This window comes from Marinobacter manganoxydans MnI7-9 (assembly GCF_000235625.1).
Lineage (GTDB): Bacteria > Pseudomonadota > Gammaproteobacteria > Pseudomonadales > Oleiphilaceae > Marinobacter > Marinobacter manganoxydans.
In genome coordinates, this window is the sequence record NZ_AGTR01000085.1 from 102,343 (window position 1) to 119,484 (window position 17,142).

The window sequence follows — 17,142 nt, forward strand, 5'->3', positions numbered from 1 at the left end:
CCGGTCCGGGGGCCCCATATACTTCCGTCACTGCACCCGGCCTGTCGGGTGCGAGGGTTATCCAGATGAATGACATTCGACCCGTTGGTGCGCGGTACATGACACAGCTGTTTTCTGACAACAATAAAAGTGGCCTGACCAGAGACCTGATCGAAGCCCTGTTTCCCATGTTCGAGGAAGCCAGCGCCGGTGCCATCGCCGTGGACTGCGATGCACGGATTACCTGGATTAACAGCAGCTACTCCCATCTTCTTGGCCTGGGCGATCCGTCTACCATCATCGGCAAACCGGTGCGCCAGCTAATCCCTCACACCCGAATGCCCGAAGTGGTCGAAACCGGTAAACCCCTGCTGCTGGACATCATGGAGCACAACCAGCAACAGTTGGTGGTAACGCGCCTGCCGTACTACGACGACAACGGAAAAATCGTCGGTGCCGTGGCCTTTGTACTTTACGACGACCTTCAGCCCCTGACGCCACTGGTGTCGAAATACCGTCGGCTCCACCAGGATCTGGCGGCCGCGCGCAAGGCGTTGGCGAAAAAGGCACGAGGTACTCGCTACAGCCTCGGTGATTTCGTTGGTGCCAGCCCGGCAGCGCTGGAGGTCAAGCGTCGTGCGCGCTTGGCGGCCGGTCGCGACATGCCGGTGCTATTGCTTGGTGAGACAGGCACCGGCAAGGAAGTGCTCGCCCAGGCGATTCACACGGTCTCGGGACGTGCGGAGAAACCATTCGTGGGAGTGAATGTGGCCGCCATTCCGGACAACCTCCTTGAGGCCGAGTTCTTTGGCGTCGCACCCGGCGCCTACACCGGTGCCGATCGCCGCACGCGGGAAGGCAAGTTTCAACTGGCCAACGGTGGCACCCTGTTTCTTGACGAAGTGGGTGACATGCCGTTGCCACTGCAGGCCAAGCTGCTGCGGGCCCTGCAAGAGGGAGAGATTGAACCGCTGGGCTCCAACAAGGTGGTTTCGGTGGATGTTCGGGTTATTGCTGCCACCAGCAGAAACCTTGAGGTCATGATCTCCGAAGGTACTTTCCGCTCCGATCTTTATTACCGCCTTAATGTCCTGGAAATCCCCATCCCACCCTTGAGGGATCGGCTGGCGGATCTCGGTGTGCTCTGCGAAGCGCTTCTTGAAGAGATCTGCGAGGGTCTGGAGTTGCGTGGTGAGATTACGGATGCTGGCGTCTCGGCGCTGGGCAGTTATGACTGGCCGGGCAATATCCGCGAGTTGCGCAACGTTCTTGAGCGGGCAATGACCATGGGCGAGGAAGGCGGCTTGCTCGATGCCGACGCTATTTTCAAGGTGTTGCCCCGAGCCGGGACACGTCCGGTGTCTTCTCTGGCGCCGCAACCGGTGAGGCCGTTGTCCCAGACACTCGCCGAGGCAGAGGCCCAGGCCATCGAAGAAGCTCTGGTGGCAAGCCGTGGCAACCGTACCCGGGCTGCCAAGCTGTTGGGTATATCCCGATCTGTTCTGTACGAGAAACTGGCCAAGTTGTCCTGAAATCCGGACGACTGTCTGCCCATCCGTACAATCCCTTACGACTGACGTCTAATGATGTCCTCGATTCCGGACACTTTCCCTCGTGCCGGCCCCGGCCGTATTTTATAACTAGCTGAAATATATCAATAAAATTAACATGGCATAGTGTCTGCTATATCCGAGGCGCAGGACGTCAGAACAATGCACAGAACAAGACTGACGCTAACTGTTGGACCCCAAACATTACCCTGTCCGTCTGTTCCTGCATTCTCTGACTATACTCAGTTCAGGCCTTTCTGGTTGTAAGCCGCCAGGCCAGACAAAACAACAAAGTTAGGAGACTTGCCAATGAAACTTCTCAAGGCTCTCACCGGTGTGGCCGGTGCGATCGCTCTTACCACGGGCTCTGCGTTTGCAGAAGATCTGCGCTGGAAAATGCCCGTAGCCTTCGCAACCAACCTTCCGGGCCTCGGTTCTCCCGCCGCCTGGGTTGCAGACAACCTCACTACCGCTTCTGATGGCAGCATCCAGGTCCGTGTTTATGAGCCCGGCAAGCTGGTTCCGCCGTTCGATATCCTGCAGTCTGTTTCAGACGGCAAGGTTTCCGCCGGTTACACCTGGATCGGTTACGACCAGGGCAAAGTGCCTGCGATTCCCCTGTTTGCCGCTGTTCCCTTCGGCATGAAGCCGCCTGCCTATATCGGCTGGTACTACTACGGTGGCGGTCATGAAATGCTGCAGGAAACCTATGCCAACAAGGGCTTCAACGTTCACGCTCAGCTGTGCGGTATCATTGGGCCCGAGACAGCCGGCTGGTATTCCGAGCCCATCGAAACACTGGAAGACTACAAAGGCCTGAAGATCCGCTTCGCCGGTCTCGGTGGTAAGGTTCTCGAGAAACTGGGCGCCTCTGTCACCATGATGCCTGGCGGCGAGCTCTACCAGGCACTGGAGAAGGGCACCATCGATGCCACCGAATTCTCCATGCCAGCCATCGATCAGATCCTGGGCTTCAACCAGGTGGTCAAGTACAACCTGTTCCCGGGCTGGCACCAGCAGTTCACTGCCCAGTACATGCTGATCAACAAGGACGAGTGGGCACGTGCCACCGAGGCACAGAAGGCGCTGGTTGAGGCTTCCTGCACTGCGGCAACCACCCGTGGTCTGGCCGAGGGCGAGTACAAGAACGGCAAGGTTCTGGCCGAGTTCCAGGACAAAGGCGTTCAGGCTGACCAGATCCCCCGCGACGTTCTGCTCAAGCTGAGGGAAGTAACCGAGGAAGTGCTCGAAGAAGAAGCTTCCAAGGATGCTGACTTCAAGCGTGTTTACGAAAGCCAGCAGGAGTTCATGGAATCCTACAAGGTGTGGGATACCCGCGCCTACGTTCCGGCGGACCTGTAAGGTTCGGGGCTGACCCTGGGCACCGGACGCAATGCCGGTGCCCTTTGATTTAGTCTGGATGGCCCTGCGGGGCCATCCTTGTTTCACGGCAGGCTTTCTGAACGAGGAACTGTTGTATGACAGTGTCTGATAAAGGCTCTCCGCCCGAGGTGCATGCATCGGCGTCGGACGCCGGTCAATTTATTCATCATCACACCGAGTTTCCAACCACCTGGCTAAGCCGGGTTCTGGACGCCGTGATTTCTGCAATAGGCAAGAGTGCCTCCTGGCTCTGGATTGTGGTCACGGGCGTGATTATCTACGCAGTGGTGGGGCGCTATGCCTTTGGCATGGGGTCGGTCACTCTGGAGGAAGTTCAATGGCATCTGGCTGGCGCGGGCTGGTTGTTGGGGCTGGGCTACACCCTGGTAACCGATGATCACGTGCGGGTGGACGTTATCCATGAGCGCTTGTCGTTGAAAGGCCAGGCCTGGATCGAGCTGTTTGGGCTGGTGTTCCTGTTGTTGCCGTTTTTGGTTTTGGCGGTCTACGAAATGATTCCCTATGCCGTGAGCTCCTGGGAGCAGGGCGAGACCAGTCAGGCGCCGGCGGGCCTTCCTTACCGCTGGATTCTCAAGGGCGTTCTCGCGCTGTCGTTTGGGCTCCTGATCGTCGCGGCCCTGTCCCGTCTGCTGAAAGTGACGGCTTTGCTTTTCGGCTTTCCGAAGCCAATCCGGGTCGAGTCCGGTGAGACCAAGAAAGAGGATGCGTCCTGATGGAGCTTGAAACCCTATTTGTAATCGGCATGTTCCTCACCTTCGGGGCGCTGCTGATGACCGGCTATCCGGTTGCTTGGGTACTGGGCGGCACCGCGGTTATCTGGACCGTTGTTGGTGTCGTCGCCGTTGAGAATTTTGGAGCCAATCTGTGGTTCGATTATCAATCTTCCATGGGGCTTGTGCCCGAGCGAATCTGGAAGGTGGTCAGTAGCGAAACCCTTGTGGCACTGCCCATGTTTATATTCATGGGCATCATGCTTGACCAGTCCGGCGTAGCCGAGCGACTGATGAACAGCATGGTCAAACTGTTTGGCGCCGTTCGCGGCGGCTATGCGGTGACCGTCATCGTTATCGGCGTTCTGTTGGCCGCGACCACCGGTATCATCGGGGCGTCCGTAGTGCTCCTCGGCATGTTGTCCCTGCCGGTAATGATGGAGAACAAGTACGACAAGGGCTTTGCGGTGGGTACGGCGTGTGCCACCGGAACCCTGGGTATTCTGATTCCGCCCTCCATTATGCTGGTTCTGATGGCCGACCGCCTGGCGGTTCCCGAGGCGTCAGTCGGTGACCTGTTCATGGGCGCCTTCTTCCCCGGCCTTATGCTGGGTGCCATGTACGTGGCCTACGCGATTATCCGTCCGATGCTGCAGCCGAACATTGCGCCGGTGCCGGAAGGTACCGAAAAAGTGAGCTGGGCCATCGTCTGGGAAGTGGCAAAGGCAGTAGTGCCAACCGCCGCGTTGATCCTGGGCGTACTGGGTTCCATCTTTGCCGGCATAGCGACTCCAACGGAGGCTTCCGGTGTGGGCGCCCTGGGTGCTCTCCTGCTGGCACTGATGTCTGGCCGACTGAACCTGAACGTGCTGAACTCTTCCATGCAGCAGACGACGCGCACGGCGGCGTTCATCTTTGCCATCTTCCTGGGTGCCACCGCGTTCTCCGTGGTCCTGCGGGGTCTGGGCGGCGACCAGGTGATCGAGGACGCCCTGTTGGGTCTGCCGTTCGGCCCTTATGGTGTGGTTCTGACCATTCTGTTCGGCGTATTCCTGCTCGGCTTCTTCCTGGACTGGGTGGAAATCACACTGATCATCCTGCCGCTGGTTGCCCCGGTTGTGCAAAGCCTCGGCTTTGATCTGGTCTGGTTCACCATCCTGTTTGCCATGTGCCTGCAGACTTCTTTCCTGACGCCGCCGGTCGGATTTGCGCTGTTCTACATCAAGGGTGTGGCGCCGCCGGAGATCGCCGTTACCGACATCTACCGTGGCGTTATACCGTTCATCATTATTCAGCTGGCAGCGCTGGCTATTGTGTTCGTGGTACCGGAAATCGCGACCTGGCTGCCCAGCGTGGCTTACGACTAAGGAGAAAATAACCATGCGTCTGGAAAACCGGATTGCTTTGATTACCGGTGCCGGTCGCGGCATCGGCCGGGCCATTGCCGAGGCCTACGGCCGCGAAGGCGCCAAGGTCGCTGTGGCTGACCTGACACTCGAGGCGGCCCAGGACACCGTAGATGCCATCGAGCAGGCCGGCGGCACTGCCATCGCCCTTGAAATGGATGTCACTGACGAAGATGCAGTTAACGTAAACGTCAATTCTGTGGTTAAACAGTGGGGTGGTCTGGATATCGCCATCGCGAACGCCGGCATCCAGCACATCGACCCGGTGCACAAGCTGGCCTACTCCGATTGGCGCAAAGTCATGAATGTGCATCTCGATGGCGCATTCCTGGTGACCCGCGCGGCACTCAAGCACATGTACGAGAGTGGCGGGGGCACCATGCTCTACATGGGGTCGGTGCATTCCCAGGAAGCCTCGCCCCTGAAAGCCCCATACGTGGCGGCCAAGCATGGCATGCTGGGGCTGTGCCGGGCGGTGGCGAAAGAGGGTGCGGAACACGGGGTGCGGAGCAACATCATCTGCCCCGGGTTCGTGCGCACGCCTCTGGTGGACAAGCAGATTCCGGAACAGGCCAAGGAGCTGGGCATTTCCGAAGAGGAAGTGATCAGTAAAGTTATGCTCAAGAACACTGTGGACGGCGAATTCACGACCCTGGAAGACGTGGCAGAGTTGGCGGTTCATCTGGCTGCATTCCCCTCTGCGGCTTTGACTGGCCAGTCCATCGTAGTCAGTCACGGCTGGCATATGCAGTAACATTCAGGAGATATGGATGAGCAATGAAGAACAATCACCGGTAGTCTGGTCTCCGTCGGAAGACACCCTGGCCAATTCCCGTATGGGCCAGTTCAAGGCCTGGCTGGAGCAGCAGGGCTTCGGCCCGTTTGCTGACTACCACGCACTGCACCAGTGGTCCATTGATGAGCTGGAAACCTTCTGGCAAAAAGTCTGGGATTACTGTGGTCTTGTCTGCGATACACCGGCTGAAAGAGTACTGGGCAAGCATGAAATGCCGGGCGCCGAATGGTTCCCCGGGATGAAGCTGAACTTTGCCGCCAACCTGCTGAGGCTCGCAGATGGTGAGCACCGCGATCGCGAAGCCGTGGTGGCGTACTGTGAAACCCGTCCGGTGCTGCGTCGCACCTATGCCGAACTGAAAGCCGACGCCGGTGCCCTGGAAGCCTTCCTGCGAAGTAAAGGCATCAAACAGGGTGACCGGGTAGCCGGTGTTGTTACCAACGGCTATGAAGCCCTGGTGGGGATGCTGGCCGCTACAAGTCTTGGGGCCATCTGGAGTTCCGCTTCACCGGATTTCGGCATCGGCGCGATTCTTGACCGCTTTGGCCAGATCGAACCTTCAGCTCTGATCGTCGTGAACGGCTACGGCTACGGCGGCAAAGTGTTTGCGCGCCAGCAGGATTTTGCCGAGCTCATTGCCGGCCTGCCAACGCTCAAGGCGGTTGTCAGTGTCCAGCAACTGCCAGACGAGGCTCCGATTTCGGGCGATCTGGTGACTACCTGGGAAAACGCCCTCGCTGCTGGCGAAGGAACGGCTCCTTCCTTTACGCCTCTGCCTCCGGATCATCCGGTGTATATCCTGTATTCCTCTGGCACCACGGGCAAACCCAAGTGCATCGTGCACGGCAATGCTGGCCTGCTGGTCAATCATGCCAAGGAGCTGATGCTGCACGGCGACGTTGGTCCCGAAGACCGGTTCCTGTACTTCACCACCTGTGGCTGGATGATGTGGAACTGGCAGGCCTCCGCCCTGATGACCGGCGCCGCCGTGATCACCGTTGATGGCTCTCCGGGTTACCCGAGCCTGAACTTCCTGTGGGACACCGTTGCGGAAGAGAAGGTCACCCACTTCGGAACCAGCGCCCGGTTCATTGCCGGCTGCCGCAAAGGCGAACTCAAGCCCGCAAAAACCCTGGATCAGAGCAATTTGCGAGTGGTGTTTTCCACCGGCTCACCGCTGTTGCCGGAAGACTATGACTGGGTCTACAGCGATGGCGCCCCCGAGGCCCTGCTTGGCTCCATTGCCGGTGGCACGGACATCTGCGGCTGCTTCGTGGGTTCAACGCCACTTCTGCCTGTTCGCCGCGGTGAAATCCAGTGCCGTTTCCTGGGCGTCGACGCGGTTGCCTACGGCGACGATGGCCAGCCGGTCAGTGAAGGTCGCGGCGAGCTGGTCTGCCGTCAGCCGCTGCCATCCATGCCCGTTAGCTTCTGGCAGGATCCGGATGGCGAGCGCTACCGCGACGCCTACTTCAACACCTTCCCGGACGTATGGGCCCACGGTGATTTCATCGAGTTCACCGAGCACGGCGGGGCTATCATCTATGGCCGCTCTGACGCCACCCTGAACCCGGGCGGCGTTCGAATCGGTACCGCGGAAATCTACCGCCAGGTCGAAACCGTGGCCGAGGTCAAAGACAGCCTCGTTGTCGGCCGTCAGATCGACGGCGACGTGGAAGTGGTTTTGCTGGTGGTTCCGGCCGACGGCCAGGAAATCACCGACGATCTGCTGAAACAGCTCAAGAGTCGAATCCGCGAAGGCGCCAGCCCACGGCACGTGCCCAAGCACATTGTGGAGGTGAACGACATTCCGTACACCCGCAGTGGCAAAAAGGTGGAATTGGCAGTGGCCCGTCTGATCAATGGTTCGAAGAAGGCGGACAATCGGGATGCTTTGGGGAACCCCGAAGCGTTGGATCACATTCGGGAGCGGTTGGCCGAGGTTGGGCTGTTGCCCAGTTGAAGGTCTGAAATCTGATGGAGGCTGTCGGTTTATGCTGTGCTAATCCGACTTACTCTCTTGATTTTGTCGACAAAAATGCTTCCGAGAATGGCCTTGATTGACCGCGCGGAGGCACACCGAGAGGCCCGGTGAGCGGCAGAAGAACCCCTTTCCAAAACTGTGCGGAGCCAGGGATGGCGGAGCCCAAGCGTCACAGGGATGTGCCGTTAGGAGCGTGTTTTGGAAAGGGGTTCTTCTGCCGCTCTACCCGAATGTCCGATGTTAGAAAGTTTCGTAAATTCCCGCCATTTCATCGTCTTGTAACCGAAGATCAGGCATTTTTAGTCCGTTCTTATACTAAGATCGTAACCAAAATTAACGAAAAAATGGTATCTTAGTAGCCCTATCAAAAGTTCCTAATCAGTCATTGCTCAGGTCGGACGTTCAAAAGACGCCTGACCCCGCCATGACCGTCCTGAACCCACCCATTAGCCTGAGGACGAAAATGACATCATCCAAAGCCAAGATTGTCTACACACTGACCGACGAGGCGCCAGCCCTCGCAACACGGTCGCTTCTTCCCATCCTGGAAACCTACGCCAAGCCGGCTGGTATTGAATTCGAAACCAGCGACATCTCTCTCGCGGCGCGTATTCTGGCGAACTTCCCGGATTATCTGGAGGAAGATCAGCGGGTTCCGGATGCCCTGGCCGAACTGGGTGAATACACCAAGGACCCGGACGCCAACATCATCAAACTGCCGAATATCTCAGCGTCCATTCCCCAGCTGCGGGCCGCAATCAAGGAGCTGAACGAGCAGGGTTACAACGTTCCGGAATACAAAGAAAATCCGGAAAATGACGAAGAGAAAGAAATCCAGTCCCGTTATGCCAAGGTTCTCGGTAGTGCCGTTAACCCGGTTCTGCGTGAAGGCAACTCCGACCGTCGTGCGCCGACTGCCGTAAAGGCTTTTGCCCGCAAATACCCGCATTCCATGGGTGAGTGGAGCCCGGCCTCACGCACCCACGTGGCCCACATGCGCGGTGGCGACTTCTACTCCAGCGAGCAGTCTGTCACTCTCGACAAGGCGACCAAAGCCAACATCGTGTTCGAGAACAAGCAGGGTAAGCAGACGGTTCTGAAGGCCGACCTGCCGCTGCAGGAAGGCGAAGTTCTGGACGGCATGTTCATGAGCAAGAAGGCGCTGGTGAAGTTCTTCGAGGACGCCATTGCCGATTGCGAGAACACCGGTGTCATGTTCTCCCTGCACGTGAAAGCCACCATGATGAAAATCTCCCACCCGATCGTGTTCGGTCACGCGGTGAAGGTTTTCTACAAGGATCTGTTCGACAAGTACGGTGAGCTGTTCGACGAGATCGGCGTGAACCCGAACAACGGTCTGTCGAGCGTGGTCGAGAAGATCAAGCAACTGCCGGAATCCAAGCAGGAGCAGATCCAGGAAGACCTGCACGCCTGTTACGAGCACCGTCCGGAAATCGCCATGGTCGATTCCGTCAAGGGCATCACCAACCTGCACGTTCCAAGCGACGTCATTGTTGATGCTTCCATGCCGGCGATGATCCGTAACTCCGGCAAGATGTGGGCGCGTGACAACAAGCTCAAGGACACCAAGGCGGTTATGCCCGAGTCCACTTACGCCACCATCTACCAGGAAGTGATCAACTTCTGTAAGACCCACGGTGCCTTCGATCCCACCACCATGGGGACCGTACCGAACGTCGGTCTGATGGCGCAGAAAGCCGAAGAGTACGGCTCTCACGACAAGACCTTTGAAATCAAGGAAGACGGTGTTGTTCGCGTTGTTGCCGAAGACGGCACCGTGCTGACCGAGCACAACGTTGAGAAAGGCGACATCTGGCGCGCATGCCAGACCAAGGACCTGCCGATCCGTGACTGGGTCAAGCTGGCGGTCAATCGTGCCCGTGCCACCGGTATGCCGGCCGTGTTCTGGCTGGACGACGAGCGTGCTCACGACGCGCAGCTGATCCAGAAAGTGAACACCTATCTGAAGGATCACGACACTGAAGGTCTGGATATCCGGATCATGTCCCCGGTTCGCGCCATCCGCTGGACCATGGAGCGCCTGATTCGCGGCCTCGACACCATCTCCGTGACCGGTAACGTACTGCGTGACTACCTCACCGACCTGTTCCCGATCCTCGAGCTGGGTACCAGTGCCAAGATGCTGTCCATCGTTCCGCTGCTCAACGGCGGTGGCCTGTACGAGACCGGTGCCGGCGGTTCCGCACCCAAGCACGTGCAGCAGCTGATCCAGGAAAACCACCTGCGCTGGGACTCCCTGGGTGAGTTCCTGGCTACTGCGGTCTCCCTGGACGAGCTGGGCGAGAAGCAGAACAACGAGCGCGCGCGTCTGCTGGGTCAGACTCTGGACAAGGCGACCGAGCGTTTGCTGGAAAACAACCAGTCTCCGTCCCGGGTTACCGGCGAGCTCGACAACCGTGGTTCCCACTTCCACCTCGCCCGCTACTGGGCAGAGGAACTGGCCAACCAGGACAGCGACAAAGAGCTGAAGGAGTTCTTCACCAAGCTGTCTGCCCGGCTGGAAGAGAACAAGGACAAGATCCTGGAAGAGATGACGGTGGTTCAGGGCAACCCGGCGGATATCGGTGGCTACTACCACCCGCCGATGGAGAAGGTCTGCGAAGTGATGCAGCCGAGCGCCACGCTGAACCGGATTCTCGAAGAAGCTCGCGCATCCGTGAAGTAAGTCAGCCTGTGAGCATCCGGTTCAACAGCCGGATGCCCTCAAAAAAAACCGGCAACCCTGGCGGGTTCTCCGGTTTTTTTATGGCTGTATACCGGGCGTTCATTCCTTGTCCGGTTCGTCCTGATAGCCTTTGCCGGTTTCGCCGGCTCGCCTGAGCTGAATCAGGGTGAGTGGGGGTCCCACCAGTTCAAAGATCACCGTTGCACCAATGACCAGAGGCAGAATATACGTCAGTTCCGGCAGCCGTTCTGTGGCCAGCAGTGCCAGGCCTAGGGCAACGCCGGCCTGGGGCATGAGGCAGGCGCCGATCCGTTTCCGGGTATGAGATGCAGAACCGGCCAGATAGCCGCCGAACCGTCCGCCGGCCAACCTGCCGGCAATCCGGGCGGCAACATAGGCGAGGCCCAGTGCGCCGAGGGTTGGCAGCATGGCCCACTCGAGCTGGTAGCCGGCCATAAAGAAGAACAGGGCCAGGAACGGCTCGGAAACCCCTTCAATTGAGCGGAACGGGCGCACATGATGCCTTGCCCGGTTGGCGACCACGATGCCGAGGGTCATGCAGGTCAGCAGATAGGAGAGACCAAGAAATAACGCGATACCGGCGGCTACAAAAACAAACCCGGCGGACTCGAGCAACATCGGCTCGCCGGGCCGCAGCCGGCCCGTAAGCCAGGCCATAGGCAGACCCAGGACCGTGCCCAGCAGAACCGCCCCTCCGACATCCAAAAGACCGACTCCGAGGGTCGAAAGCCCGGTACCGCCTTCGCCCAGCAGCAGTTGTGCACCGACCAGGCAGATACTGAACAGGATGGCGCCCCAGGCATCATCAATGGCGACGACCTGGAACACCAGCCGGGTCAGCGGACCGTTCGCACCAGCTTCCTTCAACGTATCAAGTGTTGCTGCCGGTGCTGTTGCTGTTGCGATGGAACCCAGGAGCAGCGCAGCGGGTAGATTACGAGTAACAAGCCAGACTGCAACGGCAACAAATGCCGCCGTCACCAGAGTGACCGCGAGGCTCACAATCACGGCTTCCCGGCCTTCTGACAGGTTTTTCACTGCCATGCGCTCGCCCAGCAGGAAGCCGACCATGGCAAGCGTTAATTGGGTAATGAATCCGAAGTGATCGTCTGCACCTGCTGGCAGAAGATCCAGAAGTTCCGGCCCGGCAAGCGCCCCAAGCAATAGCAACAGGGTAACCCTGGGCACGTGTATGCGCTGGCCGATGCCGTGTGCGGCAAGAGCCAGCAGCAGGGTGCCGCCGATTAGTAGCAGATCCGTTGCGTGATTCACGGGCTACTCCTGGTGGGGGGTGGAATGTAGCGGAGCGAACGCGCCTTTGGTCAGGAGGGCCAGATCGCGGGGCGCAAGTTCAATCTCTAGCCCTCTGCGCCCCCCGCTGACAAATATGGTGTCGAAGTCCAATGCCGAGTCGTCAATAAAGGTTGTCAGCTGTTTTCTCTGGCCCAGGGGGCTGACACCACCCAGGACATAGCCGGTGGTGCGCTCGACCAACTGTTTGTCTGCCATCCCGGCTTTTTTCCCACCTGAGGCCCGGGCGATCAGTTTCATATTGAGCATGGTGGTCACCGGGACAATGGCAACCACCAGCTCCTTGCCGTCGATGGCCACAACCAGTGTTTTGAAGACCCGGGCGGGATCCACGCCGGTTTTCTCGGCGGCCTCGGTACCATAGCTCTCGCTGGCCGGGTCGTGGTCGTACTCATGGATGGTATGGGGTACAGAGGCTTTGCGCGCAGCGTTGATGCCAGGCGTCATGCTGGGCTCCTGAAAGACGGCAGAAACCGGGAATTAAAGCAGCTAAGCGGCATCACAACAACTGTCTGGCGTGGAGGCAAAACCCGATTCCCGGGTGGATTTTACCGGGCATGACATTTGACGCTCGACTTAAAGCGCCGTTATGACTATTTTTCGTACATTATAATTATTCAAACATCGATGGCGGTGTTCATGGAGCCTTCGTCGTCGAAATCTCAGGGAATGAAAAGCTTGAACGAAAACCGCACACCCCTGCGGCGCGCTGGCTGGGTTGCCGTGGTCTATCTGATCGCCGGCTTTGCCTGGATTGCGTTTTCCGACACTCTCGCGGAAGCATGGTTTCCCGATCCGAAAACCCTCTCCGTCATCCAGACCTGGAAAGGCTCTTTCTTTGTGCTGATAACCGGGGTGATTCTCTTTTCCGTGTTGCTCCGCCAACTCACCAAGGATCGGGCCCTGCTCAACCTCCAGCACCGACAACGGCAAGCACTCCGTGAGCGCGAGCGGCAGCTCCAGATCCTGATGGACAATCTCCCGGGCATGGCCTATCGCTGCCTGTATGATCCCGACTGGACGATGAAATTTGTCTCCCAGGGGTGTACCAAGTTGACTGGTTATGAACCGGACGAGTTGGTCAATAACCGCGTCACCAGCTATGCGGCGCTGGTCAGCGACGCTTCTAATCAGCAACTGTTCGAGCAAGTCAGAGTGGCCCTGGAAAAAGAAGAATCGTTTTCCCTGGAATACGAGGTCACCCGAAAAGACGGCAGTCGTATCTGGGTCTGGGAGCGGGGACGAGGCGTTCAGGAGGACGATGGCTCGCTCCACCTTGAAGGCATCATTCTGGACATTTCTGACCGCAAAGTGCTGGAGACAGAGCTTGAGCAAATGGCCACTCGGGATCCCCTGACCGGTCTTCTGAACAGGCGGGAAATGTCCCGGGTGCTGGATGAGGAGCTTCAGAGAGCCCGACGTTACCAGCGACCCATGGCGGTGCTCTGGGTGGATTTCGACCATTTCAAGGATGTGAATGACACCTACGGCTATGCTGCAGGTGACTCGGTTCTCAGAGCTATCAGCCGCCTGTTGCTGGGCAGCGTCCGCAGCGTCGATTCCATCGGTCGGTTTGGCGGAGAGGAGTTCGTGATTGTTTTGCCTGAAATGGATCTGGAGGAGGCCCAGGAAACGGCCGAGCGTTTGCGGCGCAAAGTGGCGGAAGAGCCGCAGCCGTTGGGGAATGGCGAGGCGGTGCCCCTGACCATCAGCGTGGGCGTTGCGGTCTACCCGGATCACGGGCAGACTGCTTCGACACTCTGCGCCGCCGCCGACAAAGCCATGTATCTGGCAAAGGACAGGGGCCGCAACTGTGTCGCCATGGCGCACCTGCACGACCAGGTCCATAATCAGTAGTGAGACTCGTATCCCGGCAGGTGGAGGAGGTGACGTCCGCTTTGCCGCGGCCCGGCCAATGTGGCCCGGGCCGGTTCTGTTGAACATAGAAAAACAACAATCGTACTGAAAAAGGTTTGAGCCGATGAACCGACTTGCCCGCCGTGCCCTCCATAGCAGTCAGATTCCCGAGGATCTCGAATCCGTCACCTTTCGGGATGATGCCGGTGAAAATCCGGCAGCTGCCGGTGTCAGTCAGGAAACGGTTGATGCCCTGTGGCGCAGCGTCCAGAGCCTTTACCGGACCGGCGTGCACCCGGGTATCCAGATTTCCATCCGCCACAAGGGTGAGCAGGTTCTGCACCGGGCGATTGGCCATGCCAGTGGCAATGGCCCCCATGACCCGCGCGACGCCGCCAAGGTTCCGATGACGACTGATACCCCAATCTGCTACTTCTCCGCCTCCAAGGCGGTGACGGCATTGCTTATGCACATGCTGGCGGAACAGGGCCTGGTCAACCTGATGGATCCCGTCTCCTACTACTGCCCGGAGTTCGGGGTTAACGGGAAAAGGACCATCACCGTTCACCAGATTCTTTCTCACCGCGGGGGCATTCCTGCCATTCCACGGGAAACGCCGATTGATGTGCTGTGGGATAACGATGAAATCTGGCGTCTGCTCTGTGCTGCACGACCGGTGGAAGTGGACGGCGCCAAGGTGGCCTATCACGCCATCACCGGCGGTTTTGTCCTGCAGCGGGTATTGGAACGCGTCACGGGCGACACCATTGAAAAATACCTCGACAAGCATTTGCGTCGGCCCATGGGTATGAAATGGTTTACCTATGGCATTGCCCCGGAGCATCTCGATGAGCTGGCCTGCAATTACGCCACCGGACCAACGCCCCGTTTCCCCGTTTCCTGGATTGTTAACCGCGCGCTGGGTGGCGATATCCGGACCGTCGAGCGGGTTACCAATGACCCGAGGTTCCAGGAAGCGGTGATTCCTGCGGGCAATCTGTGCGGCACCGCCGAGGAAATGGGCCGCTTCTTCCAGATGATGCTGAATGGCGGGCTCTGGAACGGCCGTCGTATCTGCAGCGAAATCACAATCCGCCGGGCCATTCAACAGTTCGGTTCGCTACAGATAGACCGCACCATGATGATACCCATGCGCTTCAGTGCCGGCATGATGCTGGGTGGCAATCCGGTGGGCCTCTGGGGTCAGAACAGCCGGTTTGCTTTCGGTCACGTCGGTCTGATCAACAAGCTGTGTTGGGCGGATGCGGCCCGTGATATTTCGGTCAGTCTGCTGAACACCGGCATCCCGATCGTCGGTCATCACCTGCCGGCACTGGCAAAGTTCGTCTATACCGTGGGCAATCGTTTTCCGCTCATACCCGAGCACCGGCGACCGCTGATCGCCGCCTGAGGCAAAGGGTTCAGAGCGTCCTGAGCTGGGCTTCGAGTATGCCCAGCACGGAGGACAGAATGTCCCTGAAATCCGTCAGGGTCTGGGTGCGCTGGATGACGTCTTCCCGGTTTTCATCAAGTCGCTCAAGCTTGGGCACAACCCGGCGTATGCCTTCTGTAATTACCTCATAGGGGTAGTGGTGGTCCTGGATACTGAGCTTGTTTATCTCGGCCACTTCCTGGCTGAAGATGCTGATGATGTCGTACAGCATGTCCTTGTGGTGAATGCTGCTGGCTTCCCAGTAGGCATCGTCCAGCAGTTCCAGTAGCGACAGATATTCACGGAGGGTATCCGCCACGGATGTCTGGGTCATGGGAGCTCCTGTCGGTGGGCAATGTCGTCTCTACAGGGAACTATAGCAGGGGTTCTGTCGTCTGGATGACAGGTGGTCCGGCAGAGCTGAAAATAAAAATGAAACTCTATTCATTTTAATTGCACTATGTCGGACAGTTGTGCAGACTTGCGTGATGGGAAAAGGATCTATCACGACTCATTGGACGAGAAGCCGAATGGACAAGCCCACCCCCCCCAGTAACCAGCCCGCCTCCCGCGAGGTCAAGCTGGACCATCACGACAGCGTTCGCAATCATGTGCACCAGCAGGTGCGCTCTGAAGTTGAACGGCTGGAGCGCCGAATAGAAACCCTGCGTCTTGTCAAAGCACCCCACGCGGCCATCATGATCTCCACCTATGAACGCATGATCGACCGCAAGAAAGGCTTCCTGCAGAACTGGGACCTCAGGGATGGCGGCGCCGGCTAGCGGCCGGCGACAGGCACTGTTGTCCAGCTGGTAATCGCGTCGGCATCTTCCTGGTAGGTGCAATTGGCCGGATTCGGAATGGTGTCCTGCCCGTCGGTTGAGTCAGGGTCGTCAATGCGCGCTGGCTCGCCGTTCGAGGCAAAAATCCTCACCAGATCCATGTTGTAATCCAGCTCGACTCTCAGGCAGTCCGGGCTGTTGTCTCCCAGGCCATAACCTGGATAGCGATCGAGTGTGATCACCTCGGATTCGTCATTCTTTATAAACAGCGTGTCGGTGTTTTCGTCAATGAAATCCTGGCGCAGTTCAATGCTGCCATGGTTCCGACTCAGGTAGTCCGCGGTTGCAAACTCGGTGGGGCTGTAGCCCAGTGTCATGAAACTGTTGGCATCAAACCGGCTGCCTGCCAGCACGCTGACCAGTTCCGGCTGGGCCGCCTGCTCCTCTTCTTCAACACTGCGGCTGACATACTGGATCGTGCGATATACCTTGTTGTCGAGGTCCGAGCCTTCCGGGCCATCCGGCAGGTAACGCCAGTCGAGCGTCGGGTAGATCCAGAGCTGGTCGTTCAGCGGCAGATTGGCAATCACCGCCGACTGGTCTGTGAACCGGATCTGCGCGCCGTTGCCCCGGCTGTTGTAGGTGCCTGCGACACCATCTGCAATCCTCTGGCTGATGTATCGTTTGCCTTCCTGGAAATTGGTGACTTCGCCGGAGGCCAGCACCTGGTTCATCAGGTCCAGCGGGTTGCGCACGCTGTCATAGCTGGTGCCGGCGTCCGTTGGCGTGGCGCGGATGAAAACCTCGATGTGGCTGCGTATTTCCCCGGTGGTTTGCAGGTCGTCGGAATCGTCTGCTGCCGGCTGGATGCCCCGGTAAAAGTCCCAGAAACGGGTATTGCCGAGGTTGTCCGGTGCCACCTCCGTGTTTTCCAGGTTGAAGCTCGAGAACGTCAGATCCACATTGGTCGCCGGATTGAACGCGGAAGGTCCGGTATCCTCAAGTCCGCAGCCACTCAGGACAAGTGTGGTCATGGAAACAGCGGCGAAAATGCAGGAATGTCTCATTTCAGATGGCCCCGGGATGCGAAAAACGGTGTAAACGGCTAAAGTGAGTCACCGGGACGGTATAGCCCCGGCGTGGCTACTGACAGTAAAACAAAAAACCGGTATCTACCCTCGCGGAGATCACATTTTGCGGCAA

14 protein-coding genes are annotated in these 17,142 nt (G+C 58.4%); 10 read left to right on the forward strand and 4 right to left on the reverse strand.

What is annotated here, in order from left to right; genetic code table 11:
• The first annotated feature begins 98 nt into the window (after positions 1-98).
• The 7 genes from KYE_RS19080 (at position 99) to KYE_RS19110 (ending at position 10,536) form a co-directional block, all read left to right on the forward strand.
• Positions 99-1,511 (forward strand): sigma-54 interaction domain-containing protein, encoded by a 1,413-nt coding sequence (locus KYE_RS19080; protein ID WP_014578922.1) that lies wholly within the window; start codon positions 99-101, stop codon positions 1,509-1,511.
• Positions 1,512-1,838: 327 nt separating this feature from the next.
• Positions 1,839-2,891, forward strand: a complete 1,053-nt coding sequence (locus KYE_RS19085) for a TRAP transporter substrate-binding protein (RefSeq protein WP_008176764.1) — start codon at positions 1,839-1,841, stop codon at positions 2,889-2,891.
• Between the two features lie 116 nt (positions 2,892-3,007).
• The gene (locus KYE_RS19090; RefSeq protein ID WP_008176766.1) at positions 3,008-3,646 is read left to right on the forward strand and encodes a TRAP transporter small permease subunit; all 639 of its coding nucleotides are present in this window, start codon (positions 3,008-3,010) and stop codon (positions 3,644-3,646) included.
• Complete coding sequence (locus tag KYE_RS19095) at positions 3,646-5,010, forward strand: TRAP transporter large permease (protein WP_008176768.1); 1,365 nt, start codon at positions 3,646-3,648, stop codon at positions 5,008-5,010. Before KYE_RS19090 ends, KYE_RS19095 begins: the two co-directional genes overlap by 1 nt.
• 13 nt (positions 5,011-5,023) lie before the next feature.
• A complete protein-coding gene (locus KYE_RS19100) occupies positions 5,024-5,803 on the forward strand; it encodes a 3-hydroxybutyrate dehydrogenase (protein WP_008176771.1) in 780 nt (259 codons plus the stop codon).
• A gap of 16 nt (positions 5,804-5,819) precedes the next feature.
• Positions 5,820-7,808 (forward strand): acetoacetate--CoA ligase, encoded by a 1,989-nt coding sequence (locus KYE_RS19105; RefSeq protein ID WP_008176774.1) that lies wholly within the window; start codon positions 5,820-5,822, stop codon positions 7,806-7,808.
• Between the two features lie 484 nt (positions 7,809-8,292).
• Entirely contained in the window at positions 8,293-10,536 is a 2,244-nt protein-coding gene (locus tag KYE_RS19110) for an NADP-dependent isocitrate dehydrogenase (RefSeq protein WP_008176775.1), read from the forward strand.
• Between the two features lie 99 nt (positions 10,537-10,635).
• On the opposite strand, the gene KYE_RS19115 is transcribed toward KYE_RS19110, so the two are convergent.
• On the reverse strand, positions 10,636-11,829 hold the full coding sequence (locus tag KYE_RS19115) for a cation:proton antiporter (protein WP_008176779.1): 1,194 nt from the start codon (positions 11,827-11,829) through the stop codon (positions 10,636-10,638).
• A gap of 3 nt (positions 11,830-11,832) precedes the next feature.
• Positions 11,833-12,315 carry a Cys-tRNA(Pro) deacylase gene (gene ybaK / locus KYE_RS19120; RefSeq protein ID WP_008176781.1) on the reverse strand — a complete coding sequence of 161 codons (483 nt, stop codon included), beginning with the start codon at positions 12,313-12,315 and terminating at the stop codon, positions 11,833-11,835.
• A 222-nt stretch (positions 12,316-12,537) separates the two neighbouring features.
• Here ybaK and KYE_RS19125 point away from each other — a divergent pair, with 222 nt between their 5' ends.
• On the forward strand, positions 12,538-13,725 hold the full coding sequence (locus tag KYE_RS19125; protein ID WP_008176783.1) for a GGDEF domain-containing protein: 1,188 nt from the start codon (positions 12,538-12,540) through the stop codon (positions 13,723-13,725).
• A 124-nt stretch (positions 13,726-13,849) separates the two neighbouring features.
• Positions 13,850-15,136 carry an EstA family serine hydrolase gene (locus tag KYE_RS19130; protein ID WP_008176784.1) on the forward strand — a complete coding sequence of 429 codons (1,287 nt, stop codon included), beginning with the start codon at positions 13,850-13,852 and terminating at the stop codon, positions 15,134-15,136.
• A 10-nt stretch (positions 15,137-15,146) separates the two neighbouring features.
• Here KYE_RS19130 and KYE_RS19135 read toward each other — a convergent pair whose 3' ends face one another.
• On the reverse strand, positions 15,147-15,491 hold the full coding sequence (locus tag KYE_RS19135; protein WP_008176786.1) for a hypothetical protein: 345 nt from the start codon (positions 15,489-15,491) through the stop codon (positions 15,147-15,149).
• Between the two features lie 196 nt (positions 15,492-15,687).
• Between KYE_RS19135 and KYE_RS19140 the strand changes: the two genes are divergently transcribed.
• A complete protein-coding gene (locus tag KYE_RS19140; RefSeq protein ID WP_008176788.1) occupies positions 15,688-15,939 on the forward strand; it encodes a hypothetical protein in 252 nt (83 codons plus the stop codon).
• Here KYE_RS19140 and KYE_RS19145 read toward each other — a convergent pair.
• A complete protein-coding gene (locus KYE_RS19145) occupies positions 15,936-17,006 on the reverse strand; it encodes a hypothetical protein (protein WP_008176790.1) in 1,071 nt (356 codons plus the stop codon). The genes KYE_RS19140 and KYE_RS19145 overlap by 4 nt on opposite strands.
• Between the last annotated feature and the right edge of the window lie 136 nt (positions 17,007-17,142).

What these genes read in the sequence shown, in the direction of transcription:
- KYE_RS19080 (WP_014578922.1), top strand. Translation starts at nt 99, where the DNA reads ATGACACAGCTGTTTTCTGACAACAATAAAAGTGGCCTGACCAGAGAC.
- KYE_RS19085 (WP_008176764.1), top strand. Translation starts at nt 1,839, where the DNA reads ATGAAACTTCTCAAGGCTCTCACCGGTGTGGCCGGTGCGATCGCTCTT.
- KYE_RS19090 (WP_008176766.1), top strand. Translation starts at nt 3,008, where the DNA reads ATGACAGTGTCTGATAAAGGCTCTCCGCCCGAGGTGCATGCATCGGCG.
- KYE_RS19095 (WP_008176768.1), top strand. Translation starts at nt 3,646, where the DNA reads ATGGAGCTTGAAACCCTATTTGTAATCGGCATGTTCCTCACCTTCGGG.
- KYE_RS19100 (WP_008176771.1), top strand. Translation starts at nt 5,024, where the DNA reads ATGCGTCTGGAAAACCGGATTGCTTTGATTACCGGTGCCGGTCGCGGC.
- KYE_RS19105 (WP_008176774.1), top strand. Translation starts at nt 5,820, where the DNA reads ATGAGCAATGAAGAACAATCACCGGTAGTCTGGTCTCCGTCGGAAGAC.
- KYE_RS19110 (WP_008176775.1), top strand. Translation starts at nt 8,293, where the DNA reads ATGACATCATCCAAAGCCAAGATTGTCTACACACTGACCGACGAGGCG.
- ybaK (WP_008176781.1), bottom strand. Translation starts at nt 12,315, where the DNA reads ATGACGCCTGGCATCAACGCTGCGCGCAAAGCCTCTGTACCCCATACC.
- KYE_RS19125 (WP_008176783.1), top strand. Translation starts at nt 12,538, where the DNA reads ATGAAAAGCTTGAACGAAAACCGCACACCCCTGCGGCGCGCTGGCTGG.
- KYE_RS19130 (WP_008176784.1), top strand. Translation starts at nt 13,850, where the DNA reads ATGAACCGACTTGCCCGCCGTGCCCTCCATAGCAGTCAGATTCCCGAG.
- KYE_RS19135 (WP_008176786.1), bottom strand. Translation starts at nt 15,491, where the DNA reads ATGACCCAGACATCCGTGGCGGATACCCTCCGTGAATATCTGTCGCTA.
- KYE_RS19140 (WP_008176788.1), top strand. Translation starts at nt 15,688, where the DNA reads ATGGACAAGCCCACCCCCCCCAGTAACCAGCCCGCCTCCCGCGAGGTC.
- KYE_RS19145 (WP_008176790.1), bottom strand. Translation starts at nt 17,006, where the DNA reads ATGAGACATTCCTGCATTTTCGCCGCTGTTTCCATGACCACACTTGTC.